This window comes from Deinococcus sp. QL22 (genome assembly GCF_023370075.1).
GTDB lineage: Bacteria > Deinococcota > Deinococci > Deinococcales > Deinococcaceae > Deinococcus.
The window spans coordinates 1,417,269-1,429,459 of the sequence record NZ_CP097149.1; the positions used below are offsets into that span (position 1 = coordinate 1,417,269).

Below are 12,191 nucleotides of genomic sequence, written 5' to 3' on the forward strand. Positions count from 1 at the left end.
AAGGAGTAAGTATGATCTGGGAACTTCCCGTTGTCGCCCTGAGAAATATCGTGATTCTGCCCGGCGTTACCATGAATGTGGATGTGGGCCGCCCCAAAAGCAAACGTGCCGTAGACGAGGCGCAGGCCTCTGACCGCCGCGTGCTGCTGCTGACCCAGCGCGAAGCCCGCACCGACGATCCTACCCGTGCCGAGTTGTACGACATGGGCGTGCTGGCCGTGGTCAAGCAGGTTGTGCGGATGCCCGACAATACCTATCAGGTCTTGGTGGAAGCGCAGGAACGCGCCCTGGTGACCGGTGAAGTGCCTTCCGCCTATATGCGCGTGCGGGCCGAAACCCAGGTTGTGGCCGCCGATGACAGCCGTGAAGTGCAGGTCATCATGGCGGAGGTCAAGTCGGCGTTTGAGGAGTACCAGCGCCAGAACAAGAATCTGCGCCTTGATAACTACCAACTGGAGGGCCTGAAAGCCCTGACCGATGCCGGCGCGTTGGCCGATCAGGTGGCCCACCACGCCACCTGGACGCCCGAAGAGAAGCAGGAAGTGTTGGGTGCAACCGCTGTTCGCCCGCGCCTGGAATCCGTTCTGAAGTTCCTGGGCCGCGACACCGAACGCTTCAATATGGACAAGAAGATCGCGGGCCGAGTGAAAGAGCAGATGGACGCCAACCAGCGCGAGTACTACCTGCGCGAGCAGATGAAGGCCATCGGCAAGGAACTCGGCGGCGGCGAGGACAGCCCCGCTGAGGTCGAAGCCCTGCGCGAGAAGATTGAAGCGGCGGGCATGCCCGAAACGGTGAAAGACAAGGCACTGAAGGAGTTGCTGAGGCTGGAGCGCACGCCCGGCGGCAGCCCCGAAAGTACCGTCGTTCGCAACTACATCGACTGGCTGATCGATGTGCCGTGGAGCAAGCGCGACGAAGAGATTCTGGATATTGGCCGCACCCGCGACATTCTGGATGCTGACCACTACGCCCTCGGTGACGTGAAAGACCGCATCCTGGAATTCCTCGCTGTGCGCCAGCTGACGCACAAGCCCGGCGAAACTGCCGAGCAGCAGCAGGAGCGCACGGCCGAAGAACGAATTGACGACGCCGAACTGCGTGCGCCTATTCTGTGCCTTGTCGGCCCTCCCGGTGTCGGTAAAACCAGCCTCGGCAAAAGCGTGGCCCGCAGCCTGAACCGTAAATTCGTGCGGATGGCATTGGGCGGCGTACGTGACGAAGCCGAAATTCGCGGCCACCGCCGCACCTACATCGGCAGTATGCCCGGACGCATCATTCAGGGCATGAAGACGGCGGGCGTGGCAAACCCCGTGATCCTGCTCGACGAAATCGACAAGATGAGCAGCGACTGGCGCGGCGATCCCAGCAGCGCCATGCTGGAAGTCCTGGATCCCGAGCAGAACCACACCTTCCAGGATCACTACCTCGAAGTGCCCTACGACCTGTCGCAGGTCATGTTCATTACCACGGCCAACAGCCTGCAAACCATCCCGCGCCCGCTGCTTGACCGCATGGAAGTCATTCAGATTCCCGGCTACACGCAGCCCGAAAAAGTGCAGATCGCCAAGCGTTACCGCGTGCCCCGCCAGATCAAGTCGCACGGCCTGACCGACAGGCTGCAAATTACCGACGCGGCCCTGAACCGGATCGTGGAGGAATACACCGCCGAGAGTGGCGTGCGCAACCTCGACCGTCAGATCAGCAAGCTGGCCCGCAAAGCCGCCCGCACCCTGCTGGAGCAACCCTGGGAAGGCCTGCGCGTGATCGACGCTGCCGACATCTCCGACTACCTCGGCGTGCCCCTGCACCGCCCCGACAAGATGGAAAAAGAGCCGCAAGTGGGCGTGGCACAGGGTCTGGCCTGGACGAGCGTGGGCGGCACGATGTTGGTCGTGGAAGCCCTCGCCACTCCCGGCAGTGGCAAAATCACCATGACCGGCAGCCTGGGCGACGTGATGAAGGAGAGTGTGAGCGCGGCGGTGGCCTACCTGCGTGCCCACGCTGCCGAGTACGGCGCAGACCCCGATTTCCACAAGAACATGGACTTACATGTTCACTTCCCTGACGGCGGCACGCCTAAGGACGGCCCCAGCGCCGGAATCACGATTTCCACCGCCGTCATCAGCGCCATCACGGGCCGCCCTGTGCGCCTCGATGTCGCCATGACCGGAGAAATCAGCCTGCGCGGACGGGTGCTGCCCATCGGCGGCCTGAAAGAGAAGCTGCTGGCTGCGCACCAGAGCGGCATCCGTGAAGTGATCGTGCCCAAGGACAACGAGCCGAACCTTCAGGACGTGCCCGACAGCATCCGCGCCGACCTGCGGATCCATACCGTAGAGCGCGTGGGCCAGGTGCTGGAGCTGCTGCTGCTGCCCGCGCCCGCTGTGCAGCCCACTATTCCGCCTTCCAAAGGCCAGAGCGTGACCCAACCTGGCGCATAAGCGCAGGCTGGAATAGAGCAACAAGAATGCCCCACCCGGAAGATGGGTGGGGCATTCTTGTTGTCTTGGAATGGGTGAGAGAGGAGCCTGAACCAATTGACTGATAGTACTCCAAAAGACGTCGCCTTCAGGATCGGTTTTTGATCGCTGTTTTAACCTACCTACTGCTCCATTCCTCTTTCAGTGAATATGATCAGGCTTTATGGTTTGCTGCATATCGGCCTGTCTGGTCTGTTTCGCTTGGGCGTGGGCATAGGCAATAGGCGGAAAGTGGCGCGGGAGTTGGGTTTGTCAGACACTCAGCATTCAGGAAACTGAGTCTCCAGCGCCCTATCCCCGGCCAAACGGCGTGCGCCCGGTGGCGGGCAAAGTGGTACTCGTGGTTCGCGTATCGGTGCTGTTGCCGCCGCGCCCCGCGTCTTCCCGGCCCGCGCCGTATCCGCCCTGTGTTGTGCCGCCCGCAGGTTTGCCGCCGTAGCCACCGGCTGCTCCCGCACCGCCACTGGGAGGGCCGAGATTGGCTGCCGCACCCAAACTGGTGGTGGTGTCGTTGGCAAGGCGGGCAAACTCTTTGGGATCAATAGACCGTTCCAGGCCGATGTCGTAGGCGATGATGCGGCGGCGGTACAGGTTGGCAAGGTAGGCGTCCATCGTGACCATGCCTTCCCGTGCCCCGGTCTGCATCGTCGACACGATCTGGTAGGTTTTGCCCTCGCGGATCAGTGAACGCACGGCAGGATTGGCCAGCAGCAGTTCGTAGGCCAGCACGCGGCCCGCACCGTCGGCACGCGGCAACAGTTGCTGGGTCATCACGGCCACGAGGTTGTTGGCGAGCTGCACCCGGATCTGTGCCTGCTGTTCTTCGGGGAACACGTCCACGATTCGGTCAATAGATTCCGGCGCAGAGTTGGTGTGCAGCGTACCCATCACCAAGTGCCCAGTTTCGGCGGCGGTCACGGCGGCCTTGATGGTTTCGTAGTCGCGCATTTCGCCCACCAGAATCACGTCGGGCGCTTGGCGCAGGGCGGCGCGGAGGGCGTCGTTGAAACTCATGGTGTCCGAGCCGACTTCGCGCTGATTGATGATGCTCTGTTTGTGCGTGTGCATGAACTCGATCGGGTCTTCAATCGTCACGATGTGCAGCTTGCGGGTCGTGTTGATGTAGTCGATCATGGCGGCCAGCGTGGTGCTTTTGCCCGATCCAGTCGGCCCCGTGACCAGCACCAATCCACGCGGGGCATTGGCGATGTCCACGATATTTTGGGGCAGGCCCATTTCCTGTGCGCTCTTGATCTGGGTCGGAATCAGTCGCAGGACGCCGCCTACATTGCCGCGCTGCATAAAGGCGTTGACGCGGAAACGGGCTTTTTCTCCCAGAGCGAAGCTGAAATCCAGTTCGCGCCGTTCTTCGAAGGTGCGCTGCTGACGTTCGTTCATCATGGAATACATCAGTTTGCGGGTGTCGGTGGGGGCCAGTTCGGGCATGCTGTGGCCGTCATAGACGCCGTGCAGCTTCAGTTGCGGCGGCAAGCCCACCGTCAGGATCACGTCGGACGCGCCCTTTTCGGTGGCGAGGCGGAGAATATCGGTAATGTCTACAGGAGCCTGAGTCATAGGGGAACCTCGTGGGAACAGGAGCAGCACAGATAGGCGGAGTGGAAGGGGAGAAAACTCAGTTGCTCGTGACGGCCAGCACTTCTTCCAGCGTGGTCAGGCCTTTGAGGGCTTTTTCGATGCCGTCTTGCCGCATGGTTCGCATGCCGCTCTGGTTCATGGCTACTTCGCGCAGCTCTACGGCGGGTTTGCCGCTGCCGATGGCGGTGCGCAGGGCGTCGTCCAGCACCATCAATTCGTGCAGACCCGTTCGGCCCTTGTAGCCCGTGCCGCCGCAGCGGGGGCAACCTGCACCGCGCACCAGAGCGCCGCCGCGCAGTTCCCGCTCAGAGATGCCCAGTCGCCGCAATACGTCGGGGTCGGCATTGGTGGGCGCTTTGCAATCGGGGCAGACCTTGCGCACCAGCCGTTGCCCCAGCACGCCAATCAGCGACGCACCGATGTTGAAGCCTTCCACGCCCATTTCGTCAAGGCGGGTGACGGCTCCGGGCGCGTCGTTGGTGTGGAGGGTCGCCAGTACCATATGGCCCGTCAGCGCGGCCTCTACGGCAATTTTAGCGGTTTCGCTGTCCCGGATTTCTCCCACGAAAATAATGTCGGGGTCTTGGCGAAGGAAGGCCCGCAGCGCCCGCGCAAAGGTCATGCCCGCCACCGGATTCACCTGAGACTGCATAATTCCCGGAATTTCGTATTCCACCGGGTCTTCAATGGTGGTGGTGTTCTTTTCGGGGCGGGCGATGCGCTTCAGGGTCGAGAAGCTGGTAAACGATTTGCCCGAACCCGTCGGTCCAGTCACCAAAAAGATGCCGTAAGGCTTTTCGATCAGGTCGAGAAAGCGCGGGAAGTTGTAATCCGAAAAGCCCAAATTTTCCACTTCAGGAATGTTGGCGGCCTTTTGCAGGAGGCGCATCACGGCTTTTTCGCCGTATACGGTGGGCAGCGTCGAAAGGCGCAAGTCGATGTCGATGCTGCCCTTTTTGAAACGCACCCGTCCGTCTTGCGGCACGCGGCGCTCGGAAATATCGAGGTTACCCATGATTTTGATGCGGGCCAGGATGCTCTGGGCGCTGCCTTTGGGAAGCTCGTTTTGCTCGCGCAGCACGCCGTCTACCCGGTAACGAATTCGCAGGGCCGAGTCGGTGGGTTCGATGTGGATATCGCTGGCTTCCTGCAGGGCGGCCTCGCGGATCAGGTTGTCCACCACGCGCACCACGGCGTTGTCGTCCAGCCCCACCGACAGATCCAGCTCTTCTTGCTTCTTGCTCTCGCGCTTGCTGGACAGGTTCGCCAATTCCTGATTCAGGTTGGCCATGTCCTTGTTGCCGAAATACCGCTCGATCAGGCGAATGATGTCTTTTTCGGCCATGACCGCTGGCATGATGTCGCGCCCGGTGATCAGTTTCAGATCGTCCAGAGCAAACACGTTGCGCGGGTCTTTCATCGCCACGACCAGCGATTCGCCCTGCAGACGCACCGGAACCACCCCGTAGCGGCGGGCCGTGCCTTCAGGAATCATCAGGGCCACTTTGGAATCGGGCGGGTTCTGAACCGGATCCAGGAATTCGTAGCCAAGCTGCGCGGCCAGGGAGCGCGCCAGCATTTCCGGCGACAGTTTGCCCGACTGCACCAGCGTATCTTCGAGTCTTCCCCCGCCTGCGTTCTGCTTTTGCAGCGCCACGTCGATCTCGTCGGCCCCGGCAAAGCCCAGCTCCATAATCACTTCGCCCAGCGGCTTGACCTTGCCCTCGCGGGCCTGCACATGCAGCGCTTCCCGCAGTTGCGCCCGCGAGAGGCTGCCCTGCTGCACCATCTGTTCGCCCAAGCGCCCGCGCTGCGGATAAAAGCGCTCGATCAGGAGTTCCACGTCTTTTGGCTTGGCCAGAATCAGTTGAACGGTGCGGCCCACCAACGCCTCGATGTCTTCGCGTTTGCGCGGATCGCTGGCGACTACCGTTACGCCCTGCTCGGATTCGTCTACGGGCACGGCGTTCAGGCGCAGCGCGTCGGCCCGCAACATGCTGCCCAGCACGTCTTCGGTGGGCTGGAAATCGCGTGGATTTCTGAGGTACACCGTGCCGGTCTGCTCGGCCAGCGACTCGTACAGTTGGTCTTCGGTAATGATCTGCTGGGCAATCAGGGTGCCGCCCAGCGCCTCTCCGGTCTGCTGCTGCACGTCCAGGGCCACTTGCAACTGCGCGTCGTTGATCAGGCCGCGTCCCATCAGGCGTTGGCCCAACATGCTGCCGCCGCCCTCTCCGATCTCATCCGGCAGGGCAGGCGTAATCCCCAGTTCGGGGTAATGGGTTGCCATCGCCCACATGATCTGGTCGCGGAGCGCCTGGTACGGTTCGATCATCAGGCCGCTGTCGTCTTCGAGGGCTTCCAGCGCCATGCTCGACAGCGGATCGACGAGGGCCACGCGCAGGGTGCCGCCATCGATGGCAAACGGGAACGCCTGAGAAGCCAGTGCCGTCTGGGCCTGCACCGATTTCAGGGCCGCCTCTTCCGGCGTGACCACCAGCAGATTCACCAGCGGAATTCCCAGGGCTTCCTCGATGGCCCGCGCAATGCGTTTTTCGCCCACCAGCCCGGTGTCGATCAGAATATCGGCCAGTCGGCCCCCGATTTCGGCATGCCGCACGAGGGCGCGTTGCAGGTCGGTGTCGTTGACATACCCCTGTTCGAGCAAAATTGCGCCTAGGCGCCGGTCACCAATAGAAAGAGCCACAGTTAATCCTCCAGTGAGGGGAGAGGGAGTCGGGGGGCGCAGCGTGGGGGAGTAGAGCGGCAGGAATGCCGTCTCAGGCCCGAATCAGATGTGTCGTAAGGGGTGAAATGAGCAGTTAAAGAGAGCGGGATGCCGGTGAACCGGGGTGGCGAGAGGGTGGGCGGCGGCACGGTCAGGCCTTCCAGTCGTGGCCGTAGCGTTTAAGAACTGCCCGTTCCAGCGTGCGGGCCATGCGCGTGTGCGGCAGCGAGTTTCCGGCCAGGGGGTGAACCAGAATGGTGTGCATGCCGTTCAGGTTGCCGCCCAGCACATCGGTAAACAGTTGGTCGCCCACCATGCCCACCTGATGGGCGGGAAGTTGCATCTGGGCCAGCGCCACCCGGTAAGCGCGGGGGTGAGGTTTTCCGGCCATGCCCACACCCTCCGCGCCCTCAAATCCCAGCTTGTCCATCCAGAAGCGGGCGCGTTTGCCAGTGGCATTGCTGAGCATGTACAGCCGAATGCCGCCCCGCCGCAAATTGGCGGCCCACAGCATCACGTCGGCGCGTTCCTCGTAGCTGCCGTAGGGAATCATGGTGTTGTCGAGGTCGAGCAGCAGGCCATGCAGCCCGCGTTCGGCCAGAAATTCGGGGGTGATGTCGTGAATGTGCGGCAACACGTCGCGGGGTTTAAGCAGGCTGCGGCGCAGGAAGGCGGGGCGGGCAGACGGCTTGTGGGGGGGCTGGCTCATGCGCCCTGTCCTGTCGCTGCGGGCAGACCGATGACGGCCCACATGCGTCCGGTGCGGCCTGAATCGCGGCGGTAGGAATAGAAATCGTCTTCGGTACTGCACCGCCCGCTGACCCAGATGTGTTCGGGAAGAAGGCCCGCCGCGAGAAGTCCGGCGCGGTTGGCTCCAGCCAAGTCCAGATGTTGGCTGCCGTCTACTGTAATCACCGCGTCTGCCATACCCGCCGCCCGGAACTGACCCGCAACTTCGGCGCTGACCCCATACCGTGCGCCGCAAATGCCGGGGCCGACGGCGACCTTAATGTTGCCCGGAGTCGCACCCAGCCGGGTCATGGCTTCTACTGTCCGCACGCTAATCTGGCCCAGCGTGCCCTTCCAGCCCGCGTGAGCCGCGCCAATAATTCCGGCGTCTTCATCGGCCAGCAAAATGGGATAGCAGTCTGCCGTGCCAATCGCCAGCAGCAGTCCCGGCGTGCAGGACACCAAGGCGTCGGCGGTCTGCACGCCTGCGCTGTGGGCTTCCAGTACGTCTACACCGTGAATCTGGTTCAGGCGGGCCACTTGCGCGGCTTTAAATCCCAGTGCCTCGGTCACGCGGCGGCGGTTCTCAGCCACGTCTGCTGGGTTGTCCTCGCGGTCATCCAAATTTAGTCCTGCGCCCTCATACGATGCAAATGCTCCCGCAGAGACGCCCCCCCGCCGCGTGGTAAACGCGTGTGGAACGCTCAGCACCGGAGAACGCAGCAACATCAGACCCGTAGTATTCATGATCACCTCTCACGGAATTCTGACGGGTTTACCCCCAATGGGGGTGAAGGGCTGGAGGCGGTGAGCAGAATGGGCATTGGTTAGGGTGGCAGCGGCGGTCGGCGCGACTCTGATGGCATCTAAGTAGTTCCCGTCGCCTCTCAGGTGTAGATCAAGCACCCACGTTCCTCCAGTTGCTGGAAAACAGTGGGCAGCGCGGCAATTCTATTCCAACGAAGATCCAACTTTCTGAGGTTGGGCAGGGAGGCCAAACCATCCGGAACTGCCGTGAGCGCATTGGCCCGCAAATCCAGCGAGCGCAAGTGCTGAAGCTGGCCCAGAGCTTCTGGCAAGCTGCCCAGTTGATTAAACCGCAAGTCCAATTCTGTCAGGGCCGCCAATTCTCCGATGCTGTCGGGCAAGCAGGCAATCCGGTTGCTCTGAAGCATCAACTGTTCCAACCGGACACAGCGGCCCAAGCTGGCTGGAAGTGTGGTCAGCGCATTGTTCATGACGTGCAGTTCACGCAAGTTTGCCCATTGGCTCACTTCATCCGGAAGGCTGCCCAGGGCATTGTTGTAGGCGCGGAACTCTTGCAGGCCGACCAATTCTCCAATCCAATTCGGTAAGGTCGTCAGCCCATTGTCGGTGACATTCAAATAGGTCAGGGCAGACAGGTCGCGCATGGAACTGGGCAGCGTTTCTAGCCTGTTGTTACTGAGATACAAAAATTGCAGGTGGCGAAAGCCAGCGAACGCATCTGGCAATTCGGGCAAGCGGTTGTGTCCCAAGTCCAGCATTCGCAGGGCGGTCAGCCGTCCCACGTCTGCTGAAAGGTGCGTCAACTGGTTGGCCGAGAGATTGAGTGTCGTCAGTTCCGTCCATTCCCAGAGCCAATCGGGAATCTCTGTCAGTTGATTGTCGTAGACACTGAAGACGTGCGCCTTCCTGCAGGTTTGCAGTGTGGGCGGCACAAAGGTCAGTGCACATTCATTGAGGTTGACGTGATCTGTCGTGAACTCGGCGGATTCATCCAAGGCGGCCAGCAATTCTTGCCCACGCTTTGAAGGCGTGTGTTGGTGACTGAAATTGTCAGAGTTCGCCACCGATCTTGAGGACATGGTTCACTCTAACCAAGCCTGCGATCAATCCACAGCCGACCAAGGAGCCGACCTGACCCAAGTCACTATTTCTGCCACGTCCACAGGCTGGGTCGTGTCCACCCGCAGCAGTGGCGCGGCCAGATTCAGTGGCGTATGACAGCAGTGGTCGGGCAAGTCGTCATGATCCAACGAAGCATGGTCAATGTATGGGCGCAGGCCGGCCGCCACCCGCGCCGCATGTCGCCGCGCCAGTTCAGCTGTCGGGGCATGGCAGAAAATTTGCAGCAACCGCGCCCCGTGAGCCTCTGCCGCTGCCTGAATATGCCCCTCACTGACTCCCCGGTGAAAGTGGGTTTCCAGCACCGTATTTATGCCCGCCGCCAGCGTTATGCCTGCCACGTGGTACATCAGCCGGAAGCTGAGGGGGCCGGATTGGGTGTTGGTCAGGTCGGGTAGACCATCATGCAGCAGTTGCTTGTAGTCGTCTTTGGTCACGTTGGGCCAGCGCAGTTGGGCGGCCAGTTGCGTGCCCAGCCACGTTTTGCCGGAAGCGGGGAGGCCAGAAACGACAAGCAGGATAGGGGTCATGTGTCAGGATTCTGCACCAACGCCAGCACCCTCGCCAGATGTTCTGCCTTCTCGCCGCTGACTGTATCAATCACCATTCGGGCTGAAGTCCACGGCTCGTAGTCATGCCGCGCTACCGCTTCCCACATAGGCGGCTTCCAGCGTCCGGCCCAGTTCCCCTCATCGGCCTGCCGTGTTTCTACCCGCCGCTGATGCTCCTGCACGTCCGAACAGATCACCTCTACATCTAGCATTCGGCTGGAATGCTCCCGCGCCACCGCCTGCCATGCTTCCCGCGTGACGGGCAGGGGATTTACGCAGTCGGCCACCACCGTTTGCCCCAGCCGCAACGCATCGGCGGCCAGGGCGTAGGCCACCGCGTAGCCCTCAATGCCTACCGAGGGCAGGCCCGTATTCAGCAGCGCCGCCTCTATGGTGTCCAGGCGCAGGTACACGGCGTTCAGGTGGGCCGCCAGCCCCAGCGCCAGCGTGGATTTACCGGAACCGGGCAGGCCAGAAAAGACGATGAGCATGGGGAGAGGATAGGAGACAATACAAAAAAAGCCGAGGCAAACGCCCCGGCTCTCTTTCCAACTTTACTTGCTTTAGAAGTCCATTCCGCCCATGTCGGGGGAGCCGCCCTGGCCCTGAGGCTGAGGCTTGTCGGGCTTGTCGGAAACGATGGCTTCGGTGGTGAGGATGAGTGCGCCGATGCTGGCGGCGTTTTGCAACGCCGTGCGGGTCACTTTGGCGGGGTCGACGATGCCAGCGGCGATCATGTCGTCCACGTACTCGCCCGTTGCAGCGTTGAAGCCGTAGCGGGGCTTGTCGGAGTTGATGACGGCGTTGACGACAACGCTGCCTTCGAATCCGGCGTTCATGGCGATCTGGCGGGCGGGTTCTTCGAGGGCACGAATCAGGATGCGTGCGCCCGTGGCTTCGTCACCGCTGAGGGCTTCGGCGGCCTTGCGAACGGCAGGAATAATACGCAGCAGCGTGGTACCGCCGCCCGATACGATGCCTTCTTCAACAGCGCTGCGGGCGGTGCTGAGGGCGTCCTCGTAACGGTGCTTCTTTTCCTTCAGTTCGGTTTCGGTGGCTGCGCCCACGCGGATGACGGCCACGCCGCCTGCGAGTTTGGCGAGGCGCTCCTGAAGCTTCTCTTTGGCGTAGTCGCTGTCGGTGGTGTCGAGTTCGGCCTTGATGGCGTTCACGCGGGCGTCGATCTCGGTCTGCTCACCCTTGCCGTCTACAATCGTGGTTTCGTCTTTGGTGATGCGGATGCGGGCAGCGCGGCCCAGCATGTCCATCCCGGTGTTCTCCAGCTTGTGGCCGAGGTCTTCGCTGACCACTTGGCCGCCAGTTACGGCAGCGATGTCGCGCAGCATTTCCTTACGGCGGTCGCCGAAGCCGGGGGCTTTCACGGCGGCGATGTTCAGCGTGCCGCGCAGCTTGTTCACCACGAGGGTGGCGAGGGCTTCGCCTTCCACGTCTTCCGCGATGATCAGCAGGGGGCGGCCCGTCTGCGCCACTTTTTCCAGCACGGGGAGCAGGTCTTTGAGGTTGCTGATCTTCTTCTCGTTGATCAGGATGTAGGCGTCTTCGAGGACGGCTTCCATCTTCTCGGCGTTGGTCACGAAGTAGGGGTTGATAAAGCCCTTGTCAAACTGCATGCCTTCCACCACGTCCACTTCGGTGTCAAAGCCCTTGCTCTCTTCGATGGTGATGACGCCTTCTTTACCGACTTTGTCCATCGCGGCGGCGATTTCTTCGCCGACTTGATCGTCGTTGGCGCTGATGCCCGCGACTTTCTTGATGGCGTCAGAGTCTTCGACTGGCACGGCCAGCTTCTTGATTTCTTCGATGGCGGCCAGTACAGCTTTCTCGATGCCGCGCTTGAGGGCCAGAGGGTTGGCTCCGGCGGCCACGTTACGCAGGCCTTCTTTAACAACAGCCTGACCCAACACGGTGGCGGTGGTGGTGCCGTCGCCCGTGATGTCGTTGGTCTTACTGGCGACTTCTTTCAGCAACTGTGCGCCGATGTTCTCGAGCTTGTCTTCCAACTCGATTTCCTTGGCAACAGTCACGCCGTCTTTGGTAATGGTGGGGCTACCAAATTTCTTTTCGATGACCACGTTGCGGCCACGGGGGCCAAGGGTCACTTTAACGGCGTTCGCGACAGCGTTCACGCCTCGTTCGAGGGCGCGGCGGGCAGTTTCATCAAATACAAGCTGTTTAGCCATGATGTTTCTCCTAAAA

Annotated in this window: 9 protein-coding genes; 1 reads left to right on the plus strand and 8 read right to left on the minus strand. The window is 61.5% G+C overall.

The genetic code is table 11. The features are described 5' to 3' along the window. Positions 1-11 precede the first annotated feature (11 nt). A complete protein-coding gene (gene lon / locus M1R55_RS06885; RefSeq protein WP_249393939.1) occupies positions 12-2,444 on the plus strand; it encodes an endopeptidase La in 2,433 nt (810 codons plus the stop codon). A 330-nt stretch (positions 2,445-2,774) separates the two neighbouring features. Here lon and M1R55_RS06890 read toward each other — a convergent pair whose 3' ends face one another. The 8 genes from M1R55_RS06890 to groL form a co-directional block, all read right to left on the minus strand. Then, positions 2,775-4,058, minus strand: coding sequence for a type IV pilus twitching motility protein PilT (locus M1R55_RS06890; protein ID WP_249393940.1), 1,284 nt, complete (start codon positions 4,056-4,058; stop codon positions 2,775-2,777). A 58-nt stretch (positions 4,059-4,116) separates the two neighbouring features. Further along, positions 4,117-6,786: a type II/IV secretion system protein gene (locus M1R55_RS06895; protein ID WP_249393941.1), complete on the minus strand. Its 2,670-nt coding sequence runs from the start codon at positions 6,784-6,786 to the stop codon at positions 4,117-4,119. 172 nt (positions 6,787-6,958) lie between these two features. Beyond that, positions 6,959-7,516, minus strand: a complete 558-nt coding sequence (locus tag M1R55_RS06900; RefSeq protein WP_249393942.1) for a YqeG family HAD IIIA-type phosphatase — start codon at positions 7,514-7,516, stop codon at positions 6,959-6,961. Then, positions 7,513-8,283 carry a peptidoglycan editing factor PgeF gene (pgeF, locus tag M1R55_RS06905; protein WP_249393943.1) on the minus strand — a complete coding sequence of 257 codons (771 nt, stop codon included), beginning with the start codon at positions 8,281-8,283 and terminating at the stop codon, positions 7,513-7,515. The genes M1R55_RS06900 and pgeF overlap by 4 nt, the downstream gene beginning before the upstream one ends. Positions 8,284-8,423: 140 nt before the next feature. Beyond that, positions 8,424-9,383 carry a leucine-rich repeat domain-containing protein gene (locus M1R55_RS06910; RefSeq protein ID WP_249393944.1) on the minus strand — a complete coding sequence of 320 codons (960 nt, stop codon included), beginning with the start codon at positions 9,381-9,383 and terminating at the stop codon, positions 8,424-8,426. Between the two features lie 24 nt (positions 9,384-9,407). Next, positions 9,408-9,953 (minus strand): AAA family ATPase, encoded by a 546-nt coding sequence (locus M1R55_RS06915; RefSeq protein WP_249393945.1) that lies wholly within the window; start codon positions 9,951-9,953, stop codon positions 9,408-9,410. Further along, complete coding sequence (locus tag M1R55_RS06920; protein WP_249393946.1) at positions 9,950-10,465, minus strand: AAA family ATPase; 516 nt, start codon at positions 10,463-10,465, stop codon at positions 9,950-9,952. Before M1R55_RS06920 ends, M1R55_RS06915 begins: the two co-directional genes overlap by 4 nt. Positions 10,466-10,537: 72 nt before the next feature. After that, positions 10,538-12,175 (minus strand): chaperonin GroEL, encoded by a 1,638-nt coding sequence (gene groL, locus M1R55_RS06925; RefSeq protein WP_249393947.1) that lies wholly within the window; start codon positions 12,173-12,175, stop codon positions 10,538-10,540. Positions 12,176-12,191 lie beyond the last annotated feature (16 nt).

Coding starts and splice junctions, on each gene's coding strand:
- M1R55_RS06890 (WP_249393940.1), bottom strand. CDS start 4,058: ATGACTCAGGCTCCTGTAGACATTACCGATATTCTCCGCCTCGCCACC.
- lon (WP_249393939.1), top strand. CDS start 12: ATGATCTGGGAACTTCCCGTTGTCGCCCTGAGAAATATCGTGATTCTG.
- M1R55_RS06915 (WP_249393945.1), bottom strand. CDS start 9,953: ATGACCCCTATCCTGCTTGTCGTTTCTGGCCTCCCCGCTTCCGGCAAA.
- pgeF (WP_249393943.1), bottom strand. CDS start 8,283: ATGAATACTACGGGTCTGATGTTGCTGCGTTCTCCGGTGCTGAGCGTT.
- M1R55_RS06910 (WP_249393944.1), bottom strand. CDS start 9,383: ATGTCCTCAAGATCGGTGGCGAACTCTGACAATTTCAGTCACCAACAC.
- groL (WP_249393947.1), bottom strand. CDS start 12,175: ATGGCTAAACAGCTTGTATTTGATGAAACTGCCCGCCGCGCCCTCGAA.
- M1R55_RS06900 (WP_249393942.1), bottom strand. CDS start 7,516: ATGAGCCAGCCCCCCCACAAGCCGTCTGCCCGCCCCGCCTTCCTGCGC.
- M1R55_RS06920 (WP_249393946.1), bottom strand. CDS start 10,465: ATGCTCATCGTCTTTTCTGGCCTGCCCGGTTCCGGTAAATCCACGCTG.